The sequence below is a fragment of the Pseudoalteromonas sp. L21 genome (assembly GCF_021728035.1).
Classification (GTDB): domain Bacteria; phylum Pseudomonadota; class Gammaproteobacteria; order Enterobacterales; family Alteromonadaceae; genus Pseudoalteromonas; species Pseudoalteromonas arabiensis.
The window spans coordinates 696,416-717,792 of sequence record NZ_JAKKCV010000001.1; the positions used below are offsets into that span (position 1 = coordinate 696,416).

19 protein-coding genes are annotated in these 21,377 nt (G+C 41.8%); 6 read left to right on the forward strand and 13 right to left on the reverse strand.

Annotation, left to right across the window (positions count from 1 at the left end):
* Nucleotides 1-35: 35 nt before the first annotated feature.
* Entirely contained in the window at nt 36-2,921 is a 2,886-nt protein-coding gene (locus L3V41_RS03190) for a M16 family metallopeptidase (RefSeq protein ID WP_237127152.1), read from the reverse strand.
* A gap of 245 nt (nt 2,922-3,166) precedes the next feature.
* On the opposite strand from L3V41_RS03190, the gene L3V41_RS03195 reads away from it, so the two are divergent.
* The gene (locus L3V41_RS03195; RefSeq protein WP_062569552.1) at nt 3,167-4,123 is read left to right on the forward strand and encodes a hypothetical protein; all 957 of its coding nucleotides are present in this window, start codon (nt 3,167-3,169) and stop codon (nt 4,121-4,123) included.
* On the opposite strand, the gene L3V41_RS03200 is transcribed toward L3V41_RS03195, so the two are convergent.
* The 7 genes from L3V41_RS03200 to proB form a co-directional block, all read right to left on the reverse strand.
* Complete coding sequence (locus L3V41_RS03200) at nt 4,120-5,085, reverse strand: sensor domain-containing diguanylate cyclase (RefSeq protein WP_237127153.1); 966 nt, start codon at nt 5,083-5,085, stop codon at nt 4,120-4,122. The genes L3V41_RS03195 and L3V41_RS03200 overlap by 4 nt on opposite strands.
* A gap of 47 nt (nt 5,086-5,132) precedes the next feature.
* Nucleotides 5,133-6,368, reverse strand: a complete 1,236-nt coding sequence (locus L3V41_RS03205) for a DEAD/DEAH box helicase (RefSeq protein WP_062569550.1) — start codon at nt 6,366-6,368, stop codon at nt 5,133-5,135.
* 93 nt (nt 6,369-6,461) lie between these two features.
* Nucleotides 6,462-7,163, reverse strand: coding sequence for a DUF3581 domain-containing protein (locus L3V41_RS03210; protein ID WP_062569549.1), 702 nt, complete (start codon nt 7,161-7,163; stop codon nt 6,462-6,464).
* A gap of 346 nt (nt 7,164-7,509) precedes the next feature.
* The gene (gene gltX / locus L3V41_RS03215; RefSeq protein WP_193987722.1) at nt 7,510-8,994 is read right to left on the reverse strand and encodes a glutamate--tRNA ligase; all 1,485 of its coding nucleotides are present in this window, start codon (nt 8,992-8,994) and stop codon (nt 7,510-7,512) included.
* A gap of 79 nt (nt 8,995-9,073) precedes the next feature.
* A complete protein-coding gene (locus L3V41_RS03220) occupies nt 9,074-9,433 on the reverse strand; it encodes a glutathione S-transferase N-terminal domain-containing protein (RefSeq protein WP_062569547.1) in 360 nt (119 codons plus the stop codon).
* A 68-nt stretch (nt 9,434-9,501) separates the two neighbouring features.
* A complete protein-coding gene (locus L3V41_RS03225) occupies nt 9,502-10,470 on the reverse strand; it encodes a GGDEF domain-containing protein (RefSeq protein WP_062569546.1) in 969 nt (322 codons plus the stop codon).
* Between the two features lie 64 nt (nt 10,471-10,534).
* Nucleotides 10,535-11,638: a glutamate 5-kinase gene (proB, locus tag L3V41_RS03230; protein WP_062569545.1), complete on the reverse strand. Its 1,104-nt coding sequence runs from the start codon at nt 11,636-11,638 to the stop codon at nt 10,535-10,537.
* Nucleotides 11,639-11,760: 122 nt separating this feature from the next.
* On the opposite strand from proB, the gene L3V41_RS03235 reads away from it, so the two are divergent.
* Nucleotides 11,761-12,708, forward strand: a complete 948-nt coding sequence (locus L3V41_RS03235) for a DMT family transporter (RefSeq protein WP_237114379.1) — start codon at nt 11,761-11,763, stop codon at nt 12,706-12,708.
* Here the strand turns inward: L3V41_RS03235 and L3V41_RS03240 are convergent.
* Genes L3V41_RS03240 through pdsO form a run of 3 tightly spaced genes read right to left on the reverse strand, consistent with a single transcriptional unit; the run spans nt 12,615 to nt 15,939 of the window.
* Nucleotides 12,615-13,202: a class GN sortase gene (locus tag L3V41_RS03240; RefSeq protein ID WP_237127154.1), complete on the reverse strand. Its 588-nt coding sequence runs from the start codon at nt 13,200-13,202 to the stop codon at nt 12,615-12,617. The two genes, L3V41_RS03235 and L3V41_RS03240, sit on opposite strands and share 94 nt — an antisense overlap.
* Nucleotides 13,190-15,175, reverse strand: a complete 1,986-nt coding sequence (locus L3V41_RS03245) for a marine proteobacterial sortase target protein (protein ID WP_237127155.1) — start codon at nt 15,173-15,175, stop codon at nt 13,190-13,192. Before L3V41_RS03245 ends, L3V41_RS03240 begins: the two co-directional genes overlap by 13 nt.
* 26 nt (nt 15,176-15,201) lie before the next feature.
* Entirely contained in the window at nt 15,202-15,939 is a 738-nt protein-coding gene (gene pdsO, locus L3V41_RS03250) for a sortase-associated OmpA-like protein PdsO (RefSeq protein ID WP_237127156.1), read from the reverse strand.
* A 219-nt stretch (nt 15,940-16,158) separates the two neighbouring features.
* On the opposite strand from pdsO, the gene pdsR reads away from it, so the two are divergent.
* From pdsR to L3V41_RS03270, 4 genes are all read left to right on the forward strand, one after another.
* Complete coding sequence (gene pdsR / locus L3V41_RS03255; RefSeq protein WP_237127157.1) at nt 16,159-16,848, forward strand: proteobacterial dedicated sortase system response regulator; 690 nt, start codon at nt 16,159-16,161, stop codon at nt 16,846-16,848.
* The gene (gene pdsS / locus L3V41_RS03260) at nt 16,848-18,974 is read left to right on the forward strand and encodes a proteobacterial dedicated sortase system histidine kinase (RefSeq protein WP_237114383.1); all 2,127 of its coding nucleotides are present in this window, start codon (nt 16,848-16,850) and stop codon (nt 18,972-18,974) included. The genes pdsR and pdsS overlap by 1 nt, the downstream gene beginning before the upstream one ends.
* 115 nt (nt 18,975-19,089) lie before the next feature.
* Nucleotides 19,090-19,251 carry a hypothetical protein gene (locus tag L3V41_RS03265; protein ID WP_157066206.1) on the forward strand — a complete coding sequence of 54 codons (162 nt, stop codon included), beginning with the start codon at nt 19,090-19,092 and terminating at the stop codon, nt 19,249-19,251.
* Between the two features lie 50 nt (nt 19,252-19,301).
* Nucleotides 19,302-19,511: a hypothetical protein gene (locus L3V41_RS03270; protein ID WP_062569538.1), complete on the forward strand. Its 210-nt coding sequence runs from the start codon at nt 19,302-19,304 to the stop codon at nt 19,509-19,511.
* A 1-nt stretch (nt 19,512) separates the two neighbouring features.
* Here the strand turns inward: L3V41_RS03270 and L3V41_RS03275 are convergent, their stop codons facing one another.
* Nucleotides 19,513-20,013, reverse strand: coding sequence for a DUF1543 domain-containing protein (locus tag L3V41_RS03275; RefSeq protein WP_193987729.1), 501 nt, complete (start codon nt 20,011-20,013; stop codon nt 19,513-19,515).
* 20 nt (nt 20,014-20,033) lie between these two features.
* The gene (locus L3V41_RS03280) at nt 20,034-21,377 is read right to left on the reverse strand and encodes a sigma 54-interacting transcriptional regulator (RefSeq protein WP_193987730.1); all 1,344 of its coding nucleotides are present in this window, start codon (nt 21,375-21,377) and stop codon (nt 20,034-20,036) included.

Genomic DNA, 21,377 nt, shown 5'->3' on the forward strand with positions numbered 1-21,377 from the left:
AAAAAATGCCCCTAGGCAGGGGCATTGATTAGTTATTATTGAAATACTTTTTCGACATCAAGTACTTTAATATTTTTCGCCGGTATCGCAAGTTTATAGTCTGCAATCACTTTATCTTCAGCAACAAGCTCTGCTGGTTTTTCAGCGTTGTACACCATAGGCGATGTTTGCTCTGAGGCTAGACGTTTTTGCATGTCCTTGCCGTCACCAGTAATAAACACATAGTGGATATTCTCTGTTTGCAAGTTATCGCGAATAACACGATTCACATCATCAAGGGTTAGCTTTTCAAGCTTGCCGCGCACATAGTCAACAAAGCTCTCTGTATTATAGAACTCACTATCAAGCGCATAACCTAATTGGCGATCTTGGCTTGCAACCATTTGTGGCACAAAGTTAATTAAGAAGTTACGCGTCGCTTCAAAATCTTCTTTGCTGATGCCATTTTTAATCAGCTTATCAAGCTCAAATAATGCCGTACGCGTTGCAAAGTGCGCATCGTTATTAGAACGAAGCGGACGTAACCACACTTGGAAAATTTGCTCTGAACGGCCTAAGTTAGCATCAGGTTTAGTTTGGAACATACCACGCGGGAAGTACTCAATGTAGGCATAGTCACCATAGTTCATACCACGGGTTTGACGAATACGCTGATACAAGAAGCTGTTTGAGCTACGGTGTTCACCAAAGTAAGAGCGCACTAACCAAAGTGCGGTCCAGTCATCGCTGCTACGAATTGTATCGATTGGGAATCCAAATGACACAGCGGTAGACTGCGCTGATTTTTCAACAATCGTTGCATGATGCCCTTGAAGGGCTGGCGCATCTGGGATCGTTAAACGACTTTCTTTACCTTGTGCAAGCGATGTTAAATCTTTCATCATAGTTGATTTAACATCACTCGGAATAGCACCAATTAAACCTACAGTTAACTTAGATTGGGTAAACTGGTTAGCATAAAACGCTTTTACATCGTCAAGCGTCAATGCTTCGAGATCTGATAAATCACCATAGTTATAGCTTTCATACGGGTGGCCTTTATAAAGCTGATGATACAGCACTTCTTTACCTAACTCTTCGTCATTTGACGCTTTAAGGTCTGCTTTAATGCTATCGATAAGCTCTTTTTTCAGACGCTTGAAATCATCTTCTCTAAAGCCAGGATTTAACAATTGATCGCTAACAAGTGCATACCACTTGGCAGCATTGTCTTTATGCACACGACCACGTAAAGAAATCATCTCTTTATCGATTTGATAGCCAAAGCTTCCTGCCAGTGGGTATAACGCTTTTTGAATATCTTTGTAGCTCATTGTTTCAGAGCCACCTTGCGCTAGCATTGCAGCAGTGAGTGCCGCTAAGCCTTTTTTACCTTGTGGATCAGCTGCTGCGCCGGTATTAAATAACCAGTTAACATCAACCAGTGGCGAGCTATTGGTTTTATCAAGTACTTTAAAATGACGCTCTGTTGGGGCTTGCTCAATACTGGCAACCGCCGCGTTTAAGTCAACCTCTTGATCAAAACCTGCCACTTTATCAAGCGCCGACATTGTCACAGTAGTACGGCTTGAATCAACAAAATATTTGTTTGCTACCGCTTTGATATCCTCAGGAGTGATGCTATCAGCAGTCGCGTAAAGTTGGTTAATCACCTCAGGGTCGCGCTCAAAGTGCATGTAGCTTGCAAGTGTTGAGGCAATTGACTGTGATGAATCAAGACCATTGATAAAGCTGTATTTTAAGTTAGATTTTAAATCAGCTAACTTTTGTGCATCAACAAGCTCTGTGCGCGCTTGTGCATAAGTACGGTTAATCGCATCACGCGCTTTTGCAAGGTCCGCTTCGTTTTCGACTTTTACAAAAACATGTAATAACCCAGGATCTTTAGTATCTGGGTTATAGGTAAACATTTGGCTGGCAATTTGTTTATCAACAACCAGCTCTTGATAAAGTGCTGAGTTGTTAGAGAAATAAAGCTGTGAGATCAAATCAAGGGCTGCACGGTCTTTTTGAGTTGGATCCCATGCGGTGCCTTTGTAAGACACAAGCAACCAGTGACCTGGTAAACCATCATTTTTCTCATGTACATATTTTGCTGCTTGTTGTTTTGGCTCAACAGGAATATCAGCTTGGTAATCACCTTTTTTCCAGTTGCCCCAGTGCTTTTTCACCATTGCCATGGTTTCTTGTGGATCAACATCACCAACAATAACTAAAGATACATATTCAGGTTTATAAAACTTAGCGAAGAACTCTTTACCATACGCCATTTGATCAGGCATAGCTTCAATGTCTTCAAAAAAGCCCATGGTGGTGTGTTTATACGTATGTTTTTCGAATGCTTCGTTACGAACAGCAGAAAGTAACTTACGAATTGGGCTGGCATTATTTTTTAGATATTCCCCTTTTACGGTAAGCGCTTCAGTGCGGAACTGTTCTTCGCTGTAAGTCAGATTTTGAAAAATATCCGCTTCGATTTCGAGTACTTTATCTAAATGTTCTTTTGAGAAGTTTAAGTGGTAGTTAGTGTAATCGTTGGTTGTGTATGCGCGATTATCAACACCTGAGTTTTTTAGAATATCTGAATACACATCTTGCGGGAATTTTTCAGAGCCTTTAAACATCATATGCTCAAAGAAGTGTGCAAAACCGGTTTTACCTGCTTCAACCTCATTACGTGAACCAACCGATACCGGAATTTGCAGTGATACGACATCTGGGTAATCTGTTTTTACTACCATCACGCGAAGGCCGTTTTCAAGCTCTTCTAATAGGTAATCTTGACTAAATACACGATTATCATCTTGGCTTACTGACTGCTCAATGCCGGCTTCTTTAACCATCGTTGACTGTGAATTACTTGCGCATCCACCGAGCGCTAGCGTGACAGCAACAGCTGTTGCTAATAATCTAAATTTCATTATGTTCCCTTGTTAGTTATTTTTCTCATAGTTATTAACCGTTGATTATGCACCAAAGTACCAGAAAATATGAGGGTTGAAGGCAGAATTAATGTAAACAGGTGTGTCAATTTTTACGAACAACGGCCTCTTAAGTTGAGCAAAATTCATAGTCATTGAAAAACTTTCACGAAAAAAATCTATCTAGACGTCTAAATGGCTGCTATATTATCATCATAGACGCAACTACAGCTGGAATGAGGATTATGGCTTTATCATTACAAGAGAAAATTGAAGACACCAATCAAGGTGTTTACCTTATTGGTACCACACCGCCTAAATCTGGCACTGATAAAGCTCAGCTTGAAACCATTGCGCAAAAGCTATTAGGTCGCTTACACGAAATTGAATACGATGGTGTGATTATCTATGACATTCAAGATGAAAGTAGCCGTACGGCAAAACCACGCCCATTTCCATTCAAAGAAACCGTCGATCCACGAGAGTACTCTCATTTATTACGTAACTTGTCTCAACAAGATGTCATTACGTACAAAAGCGTTGCTCAACGCGGTGAAGCTGAGTTTAACGAATGGCTAGCAGAAACTCGTAATGATTTTGATTTAAAAAACTTAGTGTTAGTTGGTAGCCCATCATCTCATGGCGATATCAAATTGAGCCTGCCAGATGCTTATAAAACACTTCAAAAACAAGATAATGATATATTTTTAGGTGGCGTTACTATAGCAGAGCGCCATGCCAGCAAACGCAATGAGCATGAGCGATTGCTTGAAAAAACGGAACAAGGTTGTCAGTTTTTTATCTCCCAAGCTGTGTATAACGCACAAGCCACAATCGATTTAATCACCAGTTATGCGCGTAGCTGTAAAGCGCTTAGCATTTCACCGAAACGAATTATTCTTACTTTCACACCCTGTGGTGGTGAGAAAACACTTGAGTTTATGCAGTGGTTGGGCATATCTGTACCAGAAGCAACAAAATGGCGCATGCTTGATTCCGCTAACCCACTGAGCGAGTCTGTACGTATTTGTCGTGAGAATCTAGACCTAATATTACAAAGCTGTGCGCATTTAAATGTACCGCTTGGCTTAAATATTGAGAGTTTAACTAACCGTAAAGAAGAAATTGATGCATCTATCAATCTTTACCGTTTACTTAAAGCAACGATGGAATTAAACCTAGCAGAAAAGCAAATAGCCTAAACACGCTTAGAGGCTTGCTTTTTCTCATACATATCTTCATCTGCACGTTTTAGTAATTCAGCAAATGTTTCAGCACGATGACCAAGTGCGGCATAGCCGATACTAAGGCTAAGCTCTGGCAAGCCCTGACTTTGCAGGTTTGCCTTAAACGTGCTTTCAAGCTTTTTCATAATCGTATCGATACAATCACCATTATTAACTTGAAGAAGCGCAACAAACTCATCACCGCCTAATCGACCGATAATATCAGCCTCTCGTAAGGTGCCTTTCATTGTGTCAGCAAGGCTAATTAGAGCTTGATCTCCTACCTCATGACCATAATTATCATTAAGCGGTTTAAAGTCATTAATATCAATAAATAAGCAGCATACTTCAAAGCCTAGACGAGCTGCTAGATTTAATTTATGTTGCGAAAGTAAATCGAGGGCGCGGCGGTTATAGATATTCGTTAATGGGTCTAGCATCGCAATTTCACGCATTTGTGCGAAACTATCTAACAGTGCTAAATCATCTTCAACCATGTCTCTAAGTTGCTTTATCAGCTCTATTAGGCTTGGTTGATAATGGGTTTGTTCAAAATCCATCACACAAAATGTGCCAAATGGCTCTCCATTGGGCCAACAAATTGGTACACCCAAATATGATTCAATGCCATCTTTAATGTAGGGACTGTCATGCCACTGACTGTCCTCACTCACATGCGGGACATAAAGTGGTGCTAAATCACGCACCACTTGCTTACAAAAGATATTATCGTCAGCACTTGATTCTGCACCAACATCATAGGGGTTTTCTTGTTGTTGGCTTGACACAATGATGCGATACGCATCATCACTTTTCTGCACGATAAAACCAGCTGGCGCAGAAAATAGCTCAGTCATTAAATCGATTGTTTTTTGCCACTTTTGTAGCGAAAACTGGTTGTCCGGTTGACGAAATGCACATTTATTGGCTTCAAACATACTACACACTCAAATTAACCAGTGGATAGTTTAAATATACGCCAAATTTAACGACGTCTCGGACTTTTTTTTCCTAAAATACGTTTTTTATCTCGTGAACGACGTGCTTTATTGGTGTTTTTTCTGATTTGTTTCGGCTCTTTGCTTAAGTCAGGTTCATAACCGGGTAACCACTGCGGTGTAAGGCGTGTATCGAGCAGAATATCAATTTCATCAAGCAGGTATTGCTCGTCAATACTCACCAGCGACATTGCAAAACCTTTTTCACCCGCTCGCCCAGTACGGCCTATTCGGTGCACATAATCCTCTGCAACATAAGGCAGTTCATAGTTTATCACGTACCTTAAAGAGGCAATATCAAGACCACGCGCAGCAACATCTGTTGCCACAAGTACACGCGTTGCGCCAGATTTAAAGTTTTGTAGTGCCTTGTCACGTGCGCCTTGGCTTTTATCACCGTGGATGGATTCGGTTTTTAGTCCATCTTTACACATTTCTTTAGCAAGTAAATCAGCGGTTTGTTTGGTACGGGTAAATATCAGCACTTGTTGCCAGTTTTTCATACCAATCATATGTGACACCAACTCACGCTTGCGATCTTCATCAACCGCATAAACAACTTGCTCTACTTCTGTCGCAGCGGAATTACGTTTATTCACTTCAACCAACTTAGGGTCATTTAAGAGCTGTTTGCTAAGGTTAAAAATGCTGTCATCAAATGTGGCTGAAAAAAGTAAGGTTTGACGCGCTTTTGGCACATGTCGCAAGATACGTTTTATCTCGTCGATGAATCCCATATCAAGCATGCGATCAGCCTCATCAAACACCAAGGCATTAATGCTTGAAAGCTTAATACTGCCTTTAATCACATGATCAAGTAAGCGCCCAGGTGTTGCTACCACAAGCTGTGCGCCTTTTATGGCTTTGATCTGTGGCCCAATACTGGCACCGCCATAAGCAAGTGCTGCTTTAATTGCGGTGTTAGCGCCATAGCGCTCTACACTTGCAAATACTTGCTGAGCAAGCTCGCGAGTTGGCGTTAAAATAAGTATTTTAACCGTGTCAGGGAGTACCTTTTCAGATAACAAATTATGCAGTAGAGGTAACACAAACGCAGCGGTTTTACCTGTTCCTGTTTGTGCACTGCCCATCACGTCAGCGCCCGATAAAATAAGCGGGATTGTCTGCGCTTGAATTGCAGTTGGGGTTTGATAATTTTCCGCTTGCAGAGCTTCTAAAAGTTCGGGGGCAAGGTTTAATTCTGAAAAAGTCGCTACTGACATGATATGAAGTACATTGGCTATAAAGCGAGTATTGTACGCACATGGCCACAAACAAAAAAGGCGCTAATGCGCCTTTTATCTAAAACAGTACAATTAAGCGTGGTTTAGTGTACTTTTACGTTGATTATAAAAACTAATTAATTCATCAACCGTTGCTTGGCAGTACTCGCGAATGCCAGAAACAACCATGTGCTTTTCACCTGAGCCGACTTTCTCACCATTTTCTAGTAAATTAAATCGTAAGATAATTTTTCCGCGTTTGCCTGTGTAAGTGAAATCAGGTTCAACAAACTCAAGCTCTGGCTCTTCAATATCAAGACGCTCTAGATTAATTAGCATTGATTCATAAATAACCATAGGTCTTGCAGGGTTAATCATTACATCTTGTTTCGCCATTAATGGGATAATAACATGCGGAAATGCGGCACCTGAAAACTCAACATAGTTCTTAATCAAACTATTTGTAAGTTTAGCGCATTGGCTTACAGCCCCTTCACGCTTCACTTTAAGCATGATTTTATCACCATCAGTAATGGCAAATTCATCAGCCCCAGCAGGAAAAGTTAATTGCGATGTTTCATCCACCATGCCTGCAAAAGTGAATTCCATTTTCTCACTGATGCCGTATTGGTTTAATACAAGTGAAAAAAGAAGATCACCGGGTACACAAAACTTTTTTGCGTCGATGTCGTGAAGTGGATTGAAATCATCCGCTACAGACTTAGCAAAACGACTTCCCTGCTCACGAGAGATAGAAACATAATCAGCGTGCTGCTGATAATAAGGACTTAACATAATTGTTCACTGCTTAAACTACTTATAACCTGACTATTCTACCAGAAAAAATGGGGAGAGAGGTCGAATCTGTTCACAATTCAACGTTTAAGAACAAAAAACATAAGAGTGCTTAGAAAACACTCTGGGCGATCTTGTATCTTTTTGTACACAACCGTTACTAAATAAAAACTGACGAACTATTTCCACACAAAATCATTTAATAAAAAATCAACTAAGGCATTAACATGAGTATTTTTTCATGCATAGCTTAAATGGTGATAACCACCTACTGAAGTAGATGGTTTAGAGGCGAAAACAATAAAGCCGAGCTGAGCTCGGCTTTATTGTAGATTACATAGTAAAGCTATGCTTGTGGATAATCCCGATAAGCACGCTCAATATTTTTCGCTTGCTTCTTCGATACACCAATATGCGCGAGTGCCACACGTAAACGTGCACGTGAAAGATCAGAACCTAAAATTTCCATCGCATCAAGAACCGATGTTGATGAAGTCTTCCCTGTGATAGCCACAAAAATTGGCTCAAGGAAGTCTTTAATCTTCAATTCATGGAAAGTTGCAACCGCTTTTGCAATCGCAAAAATCTCTGACTTCTCCCAGCTACGTAAGCCTTCTAGTTGCCAGATAAAGAACTGTAATGCTTGGCGAGTTGCATCTTCACCCGCTTTACCTGCCGTTAATAGCGCAGGGTCGTAGCTTGGAATACCACCCACAAAGTGGCCCGCAAGGTCAACCATGTCAGAAAGCGTATTAATACGTGTTTTTGCTTCTGGTAATACTTTAGCGAATAGCTCAGAATTAAATTTCCAATTAACAAAACGTTGCATTAATTCTGCATCAGATAAGTTTTCACGGATCCACATACCGTTTAACCAGCTAAGCTTATCCACGTCGAAAATAGGCCCACCCAGTGATACACGCTTCATATCAAAGTGTTCAATCATCTCATCTAAGGTGAACTTTTCACGCTCATCTGGCATTGACCAACCCATACGGCCTAAATAGTTTAATAGCGCCTCTGGTAGGTAGCCCATTTCTTTATAGTAATTGATTGACGTTGGGTTTTTACGTTTCGATAATTTTGACTTATCTGGGTTACGTAGTAACGGTAAGTGGCCAAGTACTGGCGCTTCCCAACCGAAGTCTTCGTATAATTTTAATAGCTTAGGCGCTGAGTTGATCCACTCTTCACCACGGAAGATATGGCTAATTTGCATGTGGTGATCATCAACAACGTTAGCAAGGAAGTATGTTGGGAAGCCATCTGCTTTAAGTAGCACTTGCATGTCTACGTTTTCCCATGGGATCTCAATTTCGCCACGTAGGTAGTCGTTAAACTTAAACGTGCCCTCGCTTGGGATCTTCATACGTATTACGTATGGCTTACCTGCTTCAAGGTTCGCTTTGATTTCGTCTTCTGAAAGATTTAAACCACGACCATCGTATTTAGGGCGTAGGCCTTCGGCCATTTGCTCTTCACGCATTTGGTCTAGCTCTTCGCTGGTTGCAAAACAGTAAAATGCTTTACCCTGTTCAACTAACTGATGCGCAAATTTCTTATATAAATCACTACGCTCAGATTGACGGTATGGACCAAACTCACCGCCCACATCTGGACCATGATCCCAGTTTAAGCCTAACCATTGTAAGCTATCCATAATAGCTTGCTCTGATTCTGGTGTACTACGAACTTGGTCTGTATCTTCAATACGTAACACAAACTCACCGCCTTGCTGCTTAGCAAAACAGTAGTTAAATAATGCGATGTATGCAGTACCTAGGTGCGGGTCACCTGTTGGTGACGGAGCAACACGGGTGCGAATTGTCATGGTTATATCTCTCAAAAGACAATTAAAAATTTGCCAAATGCTAGCACAGCACGGGCTATAATCGAAGTGAAAAGCCGCTTTATGCAGCGACTTTATCTAAATAAGCAATGATATCGTTTGATTCGTACAACCAAGTTACTTGGCCGTTTTCTTCAATACGTAAACAAGGTACTTTAATTTTTCCACCCTGCTCGTGTAACTCTTGACGAAATTGCTGGTTACCTTTCGCATCACGGGTTTCAATGGCTAAGCCTTGACGCTTAATAGCACGACGTACTTTTACGCAAAAAGGACATGCTTTGAATTGGTACAATTTAAATTGCGATGTCACTGAATCAAGTGCAGCTTGCTCAGCCGCAGGACGTTTTTTACTGCGTGGTGTAAAAATAAAATCAAAGAATAAAATAATGCGACCGAGTAACCAACGAACAAACTTCATGTAAAATCTCATACTGATTAAAATTGATGGTGGGCAATTTTAACACAGCAATAATCGCGACAACAGATTCAAAAAAGCTCTATTGAGTCATCAGGGCGTTTGCTCTCTTGAATCCCTAGCTCAGCGTACGATGTTACCTGATTACGACCATTATTTTTAGAATGATATAGTGCAACATCTGCTTTTTGAACAAGGCTTGCGACCATTTCAAACTCACAAATAGGTAAAAAACCGCAACTGACGGTTAGATTTCCAACTTGAGGAAAAGGATACTCTGCGACACAAGCACGAAAACGATTAAGTGCATTGCGCGCATCTGTTTCATCAGACGCTTGAAACAAAACAGTAAATTCCTCACCACCGTAACGAAAAACATAGTCTTCAATGCGAAAATTATTTTTAAGCAATTGGGCTACCAGTAAAATAACTTCATCACCAATAACATGACCAAAATTATCATTAACACGTTTAAAATGATCAATGTCCACCATCGCCAGATACCAGTGAGGATGGTATTGATGATCTTTTGGCTCAAGTGTCGCTTCTGCTGCGATATCAATCACTTTTTTATCAAAGGTTTGTCTATTTAATAGCTCAGTAAGGGGATCTAATTTAGACTTGTGTAGCAATGACAATTGGTTAGCATAGATATTTAGCATATAAATGGCTAACATACTTGAGCGATCTGAAAGCTCTTTTTCAGACTCTATCACCAGCACACCCATCACATTTCCTATATGGTAAATGGGCACATAGGTAGAAATAACCCCATAATTGCGGCTAATGCGAATTTTGTTGCGACTGACTTTCTCTATTAACTCACTTACTTCATGCTCATTTAACTCTTCAATAACTGAGTCTTTGTTAAGTAAACGAGCTGGTAGCCCAGGTTTGAATAACTTGTTCACATAAATAGCGAACCGTGAAAACTCTTCGAGCTCCGTCACCGCATTGATAAGCGCCTGATCAAGTTCAGGCTCTTCTTCTTGTTGCGTTATTGAGATTATCCAGTCATGTCCGCAAGCGTTTGCTGGCATTTAGAAAGCCCCCTAAACTAACTATAACTTTAGTCTAGTTAACTTTATAAAAATTACTAAAAAACTACAGTAAAATCATATCATCTCGATGGATAACTTCACTGCTGGGTGCAAATGCAAGTAGTTCGGTTATTTGCGATGAATGGCAGCCTTTAATTTGATCAATTTCTTGGTGGTTAAAATTAACAAGACCTTTAGCAATACACTGCCCTTGATTAGACACTACTTCAATCACATCACCGCGCTCAAACTGTCCTCGCACAGTCTTTACACCTTTTGCTAGTAAGCTCGCGCCACGCTCTTTAAGCGCAAGGCTTGCACCATCGTCAATCACTAATTGCCCCGTACTTTTAGGCCCTGCAAGTAACCACTTTTTGCGGCCATCTTTTGGCGCTGTAAGTTTTAAAAAACGTGTACCAGGAAGCTTGTCGGCCATGCAATTTAAAATCACATTTTTGCCCACACCTTTGGCAATAATCACCTCAACACCCGCGCGACGTGCAATATCGGCAGCTTGCAGCTTGGTTGCCATACCACCGGTTCCAAGAGTTGTACCACTGCCACCAGCAAGCTCTCTGAGTTCATCATTAATATGCTCAACTTCGTTGATAAGTGTTGCATTGGCATCAGAGCGAGGATCGCCAGTAAATAGCCCTTCTTGGTCAGTTAACAGTAACAGCTTTTCCGCATTTGCTAAAATCGCGACTAAAGCAGATAAGTTATCGTTATCACCGACTTTAATTTCGGCGGTGGCCACGGCGTCATTCTCGTTAATAATTGGCACCACATTGTGAGCAAGTAGCGCATTTAAGGTATCGCGAGCGTTTAAATAACGTTCACGGTCTTCTACATCGGCGCGAGTCAGTAGCATTTGCCCAACATTCACACCATACAAAGCAAACAAGCTTTGCCAAATATGAATAAGCTGCCCTTGACCAATTGCGGCCAGCATTTGTTTTTCAATCAAAGAACGGCCACAGGGGGTAACTAGTTGCTCGCGTCCAGCAGCAACCGCGCCACTTGATACTAAAACAACCTGATAACCTTGTTTTTTTAATTCGCAACATTGGCGAACAAGTTCAACCATATGTGCTTTATCTAATTTGTCTGTACCGCCAGTCAATACACTCGTACCTAGCTTTACAACAACGACGTGTGGCCTTTGCATGTGTGTTTTAAAGTCTGTAATAAATAATAGAGAATTTATATATACCAGTTAACAGTTTTTGAACAAGTAAAAAAAATTCATGCTAGGATCACGCTCTCGTTTTTTACTCAATATCGACACCTATGCCAGCCAGTATATGCTTAATTATCGCGACCTTTTTATGGGGTAGCTCTTACATTGCGTTAAAGCACGCAATCAATATTTACGACCCTGTGTTAGTGATTTTTTTAAGAATGCTAACCACATTACTGATTTGCTTATGTTTATGGCGCTATGTGATCCGCTTTGAGTTTAAACAAGGTGACTGGAAGTATTTAATTGGTATGTCATTAGCTGAACCCTGTTTTTATTATTTATTTGAAGGGCATGCCCTTGAATACACGTCAGCATCACAAGCAGGGGTAATCGTCTCTTGTTTACCAATTATTGTCGCCATTTTGGCGTTCTTAATATTAAAAGAGTACATCAGTAAAGCTATTGTCGTTGGTTTTACCTTGTGTATTGGTGGCAGTATTTTATTAACGCTGTTATCACCAAGCACTGAACAAGCCCCTAATCCACTACTTGGTAACTTTTTAGAACTGATGGCGATGGTGTGCGCCGCCTTTTATACCGTAAGCGTAAAACACTTAGTGACACGCTATTCACCCCTTACCTTAATTGCAATTCAAGGTTTTAGTGGTAGCTTGTTCTTTGCGCCTTTTTTATTTTTTATCGAACTACCGAGCGAAAATCAGCATGATTTAAGTGCCCTATTGAGCATTCTATATTTAGGCTCATGTGTCACGTTAGGTGGCTATGGCATGTACAATTACGCCATCAGTAAAGTGTCGGTATTAACAGCTGCCGCCTACTCTAACCTCATTCCTATTTTTGCGTTAATTTTGTCAGCCATCCTACTAGGCGAAGTACTAACTGTGTGGCAATGGGTGAGTATTGCGGTGGTATTCGCCGGTGTTATTGTTAGTCAACGTCATCAAGAGCTCAAAGTTGACGTAGACGACGATAATTTATCAGCGGATACCAATAGCCTAAATTCAGTTCCTGACGCTAACGAATCAAAAGGATAACAGGTTAATAAATAAAGGCCTGATTGCGCTAAAAAGCCCTGTTCGCTTTGATGAATAACATCAATGCTGCGAACTTGATAGTGTTCAATCTGGCCATTTTGCAACTGCATAGAGAATTGCTCACCTACAGCGACATGTTTTAGAAATGAAAAGTGGGTGTCGTTATGACCGGCAATCACTACCCCATTTTTGCTGCCAAGTTCTCCACTTGGTAAAAAGTGCCCAGGGGCAAACGCAAGGTTTCGCCCCGACGCACCAGCAAGTACCGTCAACTCTTGCTGCTGACTTGGCCAATTTATGCGCGCGGTGACATAACCATCGGCGTAAAACCAAGGCCTCACTTGCTCATTAGGTCTTTGCAAAGCTTGCTGCCAAGCCGACTCAATTAGCGTCTGCGCAAGCCAAGCTTTCGCCTGCATATAACCGCCATTGGCAAGTAATGCGATGCCAAGTAAGGCGCTGCAAACTGGCAACGCTTTTTTTAGCGTCGCCATTGCCATAACCCCGAAAAAGCAAGTAACAGTAACCCAAGTAGCATAAATACGCGGCTTTGTCCGTCGGTTTGCGGTAGCGTCATGCCGTTAGGGAGTTTGTTGGCTACTTGCATTGAACGCTCTGCAATCTCATTACCCGCATAGTTATCAACCGCAATAAAGGCTGTAAAAGGGCTGAGCAAATGGTGCTGAAGTGCCAATGCTTCAACTTCTGCGCGCACCGCATCCTTTTCGTTATAAAGCAGCAGTGACTTAATTTTTTGTCTTGCCCAGAGTCTAGCAATACCTTCACCGTTTGCAGCATTGGCCGTTGCTAAGTTAATGGTCATGGGTCCTGTGTTTGTTTGCCCTTTTAACGTTAAGTACTGACTGCCATCAAGCTTCATGGCAACCAAAACCGGCTCTGAAAAATACAAGTCAGGTAACGGCGAAGGCCAGTATTCAAGTGCTGCTTTATCGCCTTCAAGCGCAAGCTCTGTAACAGCAGGATGTGCCAGCTTATCAAAAAGCAACTGCATTTTTGGCTGTACTTGACTGGTGCTACTAATAAAAGTAAAGGTACCACGGCCAATATCAGCCGCTCTGGTCATAAAAAAGCTATTAGGCGCACTGCCAATACCCACAGTAAAAAGCCTGCTGTCACCCAAGTCAGATTGAATTTGCTTAAATAACTGCGTTTCGTTACCCACACTGCCATCGGTTAAAAACACCACTTGGCGTACAAAGCCATCATGCTGTTTGCCATCAAGTACCTGCGTCAGTGCTTTTGCGATTTCGGTGCCACCATCTGCTTGAAGGCCATAAATAAAGCGTTCAGCGCGGCGAATATTAAAATCATTAGCAATCATCGGCGTGTCACTTAATAGCGAGACTTCGTTATCAAAACCTATGACATTAAAACTGTCATTTTCATCCAGTAACGATAAGGCATAAAACAAGGCCTGCCTTGCCTGCTCCATAGATTGACCATGCATTGAACCTGAGGTATCAACAACAAACACCATCTCACGGGGAAGCCGTGCTTGCGAGGTAAAGTGATCGCTTGGCGGCACTAGCATTAATAAGCCATACTCTTGCCCTGCGACTGTTTCGGTAAAAAATGCAGCCTGTGAGTGAGCTTTATCAAGGGGTTTAAATGTTAGCTGAAAGTCTCTATCCATCGGAATGTCACGATTAAGCGATAATTGATAACGGCCAAAACTCGGGTTATCGACTTGCATACCGTCTAAGTTGGCGTTGATGTAACTAAGCTCTAGGCCAATATCCATCGAAATTGCAAGGTTTAGGCTCGCATCAGACTCTTGGCTTTTAGCATGGTGAAAAACAGGTTTTAGCCAAGCTGATGCCACTTGCTCTGTGTCAGTTGTTGGCTCAAACTTTTTCTCTGTATTAACTGTTTGCTGAAGATCTGCCGTTAAAGGTTCGTATCGCGGCGTAATAGTGGTCGGAAAACGCAACGAAAATACACCATCACGAAAACCGATGATCTCTTGGTATTGCAAGGTAATTTCAATTTCTTCCCCTGCTCCAAGATTTGCCACATCAGTAGAGAAAATATTAGCACGTTGCTGGCGCACTAAAGCGGCGCGTTTACCCTGCTTTTGAGCTTGCTCAAATTGCTGTTCAGCCTGCTGCTTAAGCGTAATATTGCCTGTGATAATGCGCTCACCAATTTGCATTTGCATGGCATGCACAGCACTTTCATCAGGTAACGGAAACACATAGCGGGCATTGACCGCAAATGGATGTGGGTTTTGATAACGTTGTTTAACAACAACATGATTAATCAGCCCCGTGAGTGTCATAGTGACATCGTTTTTCACTAGTAACCCCGACGACACCTGTCTATTTGAGTCATCATAAAAACGCAATTCGGCACTGGCGTTAGCAGCGAACACAGGGCTAACAGCATAACCTAACAGCAGGATAAAAAGGCTCATATACATGAGCCTTTTGGTACGTTTACTCAACATAATTAGTCACTCCATCGACCGATGAATTAGTGGTTACTTTGCGCTGTACGCAAACTACTTTGTGTCACAGGGCGCGTCGTCAATGTTACGCGGCGGTCAAAGATGTTATCTTCGTAGTTATTTGAATCGGCAACACTTTGCTGCTCACCAAAGGCGGTTGCAGTTAAGCGGGTATGCGGCACGCCTTGTTTAATTAAGTAGCTTTGCACGGCATTTACACGCTGTTTCGAGAGCATTAAATTAGCCAACTCATCACCGCGCTGATCTGCAAAGCCATTTAAATCGATAGCCAGATTTGGCTGGGCAATCAGTAACTGAGCTACTTTGTCGAGTTGATTAGCAAAGTGCGGGGCAATTTCACTAGAGCCCGTTTTAAACTGCACCGTCATGGCCAGTAAAGTATTAAGCTGGGCTTGTAGTAACTGCTCTTTTTCATCCGCTAATAATTCAAGCTGCTCACTTAGGGCGGCGTTATCGGCTATCACTTGTTGGTAATCTGCGGTTTGCTCTTTCATTACGACTAATGCGTGAGCTTGTTCATCAATGGTGTTTTCTGCCGCTTCTTTTTCACCAATTAAGCCGCCTGCAAATGCGCCCACAAACGCGCCAATTGGACCGCCGACTAAGCCGCCAACTACGGCACCAGCACTAAGGCCTATCGCTGTTTCTTTTGGTGTATCTTGCTTTGTTTGATTTGCAGCAACCGCATACGGTGTTGTTGATAAAGCAGTGGTAATGACAGCGGCAATAATTAATTTTTTCATGGTTTAATCCTTTTTTTACTTAATTGCTTGGCAACATTGGTTGGTGTTGCGAACTTGGTATGGAGCTATTAAAACAAGTCGAAATGGCAATAAAGGGGATCAAAAAAGGCAAACTGCTGAGCAATTGTGGCAGAAAAATGGCAATCGCATTTTTGCCAGTACGCAAGACAAAAAATTAGGTATAGTTCGCTATAGAAAGAATTTAAGTAAGTATTAACAATGAAGAAAATAGCAATCGTTGAAGATGAAACAGCAATCCGCGAAAACTACACAGAAATGCTCAGTGCTCAGGGCTATCAGGTGGTAGGTTTTGCTGACAGAGCAAGTGCTGAACTGGCATTTAGTCAATCTTTACCAGACTTAGCCATTGTTGATATTGGTCTTGGCCATGAAGTAGATGGTGGTTTTTTACTTTGCCAAACTCTACGCAGCCTTTCTAAAACTTTACCGATTATATTTTTAACCGCTCGCGATAGCGAAATTGATACCGTGTGTGGCCTGCGCATGGGTGCCGACGACTATTTAACCAAAGACATCAGCATGGCGCATCTTGCTGCGCGAATTGGCGCACTATTTAGACGCCTCGATGCATTTGATCAACCCGCCGATCAAACCGCTCTTTTGCATCGCGGCACGTTAAAGTTAGATACCCAACGCATGCAGGTTTTTTGGCAAGAGCAACTGGTTGATTTAACTGTAACAGAATTTTGGATGGTGCATTCACTTGCGCAGCGTCCAGGTCATGTTAAAAGCCGTAACGAATTAATGAGTGATGCGAAAATTTATGTTGATGACAGCACGATTACCTCGCACGTAAAACGCATTCGAAAAAAATTTATTGCTTTAGATGATGCATTTGACTGCATTGATACAGTTTACGGTATGGGTTATCGCTGGGAGCAAGCTTAATGCTGCGTTTGGGGCTTAGAACAAAGTTTATTTTCTTATCCTGCTTTTTATTTTTATTACCTTGGCTTGGCTATGAGTATGTGTGGGAAATGGAAAAGTTCTTAAGGCAAGGGCAAGAAAAAACCTTAGTAGGCACAACACGTGCACTCGCCACCGCATTACATGAGCGCCCCGCTTTGTTTGACTCGCAAACCAACTTTTTAGATCAAGTGGTAAAAGGCCGTGATTTATACGCTTACAACCTAAATAACCCGATTCAACTTGATGGTAAACTGTCGGAGTGGCAGCCTTATCAAAGCTTATTTTGGCATTATGATAAGCGCTACTTACAAAGTTTAAGCAATGATCATCAACAGAGTGATCTTAGTTTTGATCACATGGTGGGCAAATACGAAAACTACCTTTATGCGGCGTTTAAAGTCACAGACAGCTCTTTGGTGTATCGTGCTAAAAATGTGCTTAGCTTTACCCGCAACGATCACTTACAGATCATGTTAAAAACACCTGCAGGTGAATTTAAACGTTATGTGGTGGCTGCCCGTCAAGATGGTTGGGTCAATGCCTTTGATGCTTCAACACAACAGCCGGTCACTAAAATTCAGGGGTATTTTAAAAGCACCGACACGGGGTATAACATAGAGCTGCGTTTTCCGCTTTCGATGTTAGGTAATAAGCTCGGTTTTGCGATTGAAGATTGGGATGAAGGCAAAGCTGAGCCTCAGCTTATGTCGACCTCAAACCTACAAAATCCCAATGATATCGGCTCTGTTTTAGTGCCTTCGCCAGAAATTAACCGTATTTTGAAAGGCATGGGCCACAGTGGCAGTCGAATTTGGGTCGTCGATAACCATCATCGTGTACTTGCGCAATCAGGCTCAATTCATCATGCCGATGGCGTTTGGGCAGACGGCCTAAAAGATGCGCCCGCAACAACGTGGTGGCAACGCTTTGAGCAAGATTATTTGCATCCTCTTTACTATAAAATATTAACTCGCCCAGAAAATGAATTTATTGATACCTTACATGATGTCGCTGCGATGCAAGGTACTCATATAGCCAGTGCTTTAAATGGTAAACCCGCATCATCATGGCGCTTAACCCCAGATAACAAAGCCGTTATTTTATCTGCTGCCTACCCTATTTGGATCCAAGATAAAGTGATTGGTGCAGTAATCGCAGAAGAAACCACCAATGGCGTGCGCACTCTGCGTAATAAGTCGCTAGAGAAGCTATTTAATGTCATTTTAGCGGTGATGCTTGTGGGCACTGTGACCCTGTTCTTTTTTGCGTCACGAATTTCCAGCCGTATTCGCCGCCTGCGTGATAATGCCGAACAAGCCATTGATGCCCAAGGGCGTATTACTGGCAAAATAACCTATGCCGATTCGAATGATGAAATTGGTGACCTTTCTCGTAGCTTTGCCAATATTGTTAGTCGTTTAAGTGGTTATACTGATTACTTAGAAAATATGTCATCACGACTCTCCCATGAACTACGCACGCCTGTGGCTGTTGTTCGCTCATCACTTGAAAACTTACAGATGCAGCCGCAATCTGAATTGAGTCAAAAGTATCTCGACCGTGCCAGTGAAGGGGTTGAGCGGTTGGGTAAAATTATTACCACCATGAGCGAAGCAACGCGTCTTGAACAAAGTATTCAAAGCGCCGAAGCTGAAGAATTTGATCTGAGCAAGGTGATCACAGGCTGCATGCAGGGCTATCAAATAACCTATGGTGAAAGCCTATTTACCTTGTCGCTTTGTAAAGAGCCGTTAAATGTCAGTGGCGCACCCGAGTTTATCGCTCAATTGCTTGATAAGCTCATCAACAATGCACTTGAGTTTAAAACTTCACAAAGCACAATTTCAGTCAGCTTAATCAAGCAAGAGCAACATGCATTATTAAAAATCAGCAACCAAGGACCTCTGCTACCTGACGGTTTAGTTGAACACATTTTCGACTCAATGGTCTCGGTGAGAAGTCAGCAACATCAACAGCAGCCCCACTTAGGCTTAGGTCTTTATATTGTAAGGCTTATTTGTGATTACCATCACGGTAAAGTAGCCGCTGAAAATTTAGATGATGGCACGGGTGTTGTGTTTACTGTGGAGCTGCCTATTAAATAAGCGAATTTGTGTTACATATGATTACAGTTTAATGACGCATTATTCACCGATAATTCAGCTTCAACTGCTTAGTATTTGTCGTATAAATGGCAAATTCGACATTAAGGGGGGTATCATGCAGTCTGGATTACAACGCGAGGAAATAGAGTTTATTATGGGACTGTATAACTGTAATGATACAGCTGACAAACCAGTCAAACCTAAAAAGCCTGTAAAAAAAGCGGCCAATAAAAAAATTGATGCAGCGCAATATAAGTCACCAAGTTATTTGACCTAATCAATCTTAGCTCATTACAATAGCGCACCTTTGCAATGTGACGCTTTGTTATGAAAAAACACTCTCCAAAAAAAGAACTGATCTTACTGCCTGTTTTATTCGTCGCTATTCTGCTTTGTGTCGTAGGACACTTCTTACTTCAGCCAAATTATCAAGACAATCATACAGTGGAGTATTTACTAGCTGCATTGCCTTTTGCTTTATTTGGCCTAGTGATTATCGCCTTTAAAATTGCTAGTAAAAGCGATAATCAGGATTAGTTTATAAAACGTGATAACCAAACCAATCCGGTTTCATTGCTTGTGATTGCCCGCTTGGAGTTAACTTGATTGATAAGTGACTATCGAGCAAGTCAATCGCAAAACAATCATCGACATCGTGTAAATCATCCTTATGGAGATGGCTTAGCCCTGCAAGTAAAGACTCTTTCGCACGTTGTTTAGCTTCTTCACTGCTGCGAGCAACATAGAGTGCAAAATCATGCTGCTCTGCCAACCTATCAGCACGATAGGCACCTAGATTCACAAAATATAGTTTTTCAGGTTGTCCGTGCGCTTCTTCAACAACCTCTACCTTGTATCCATCAATGTGCTGAATTTGCATGTAACTATCCATGTGCACATTGTTTTTATCACCGACCCACTGTGCTTTTAATTTTGAGTATGTTTGTTCAATTGTACTTCCCACCACAAATCGCACATCATGCATTTCTATGTGGCAACCTTGAATACGTCCACCAAGGTAGACTAAAAAAAGTGACATGAATTTTCCTTATGCTAGCTCTACATTAAGTTTTCTACATTAATGTTGTGTTTTTTTATTAGCTTATAAAAATCTGAACGGTTCCGTTTTGCAAGCTTAGCGGCCTCTGCGACATTGCCGGCTGCCATCTTTAAGGTATTGATTAGATAGTCGCGCTCAAACTCTTTTTTCGCATCATTCAGCGAAAGTGGTTCCGCAATACTTACATTACTATTGAGTGCAGATTCCACCAGTTGAGCAGAAATAACTCCGCCTGGCGTCAAGGCTACAACTTGTTCAATCACGTTTTGTAGTTGGCGAATATTACCAGGCCAATCATACCTCACTAGCGCATGCATCGCATCGCTTGCAAAACGTTTTTCGTCTTGATTCATGCGCTTTGCTATCTGCCCTGCAAAATGCTGTGCCAGTAAGCTTATATCTTCACGGCGTTCACAAAGAGGTGGTAGCTTTAAATTAACAACGTTCAATCGATAATAAAGATCTTCTCTAAACTGTTGGTTATTTATCGCTTCAGGAAGGTTTTTATGAGTGGCAGATACAACTCTGACATCAATTGGAATTTCTTCTTGGAAACCAACAGGGCGAATCGTTTTCTCTTGTAATACGCGTAGTAACTTCACTTGTAAGTTCAGTGGCATATCACCAATTTCATCTAAAAACAGTGTGCCGCCTTGTGCTTGCTGAAATAAACCTTGGTGATCTTTCACAGCCCCTGTAAAGGCACCTTTTTTATGCCCGAATAATTCCGACTCTAATAGCTCACCAGGTACTGCACCGCAGTTAATCGCTACGAATGGACCGTCACTAACGTGGCTATGCTGATGGATTGCTTGTGCAAGTAGTTCTTTACCTGTGCCGCTGGCACCAGATATGAGTACGTTAACCTGTGTCGGCCCCAGTAGCTTAACCTGTTCAAGTAAATGTAGCATTGCGCCGCTTCGCGTCACGATATTGGTTTGAGTGGGCGCTTCCTCCCCGTGCACGCCATGGATCTCTATTGCTTTTGCTAAGCTGTCAAATAACTCATCTTTATCAACAGGTTTTGTAATAAATGCAAAAATCCCCTGCTTTGTCGCCTCGACTGCATCTGGAATCGAACCATGCGCTGTCATCATAATGACAGGCATAGATGGGTAGCGGCTTTGCAACTGACGATGCAACGCCATCCCGTCCATTTCGTCCATTCTTAAATCGGTAATTACCGCGTCGTAGGTTTTATTTTTAAGTTCTTGAAGAGCCACAATGCCACTTTCAGCAGTACTCACTTGATAGCCTTTAGACTCGATTCTTATTGCTAACAGCTTTAATAAACTCGCGTCATCATCCACTAGTAACACGCGAGGTTTACTTACTTCATTCAT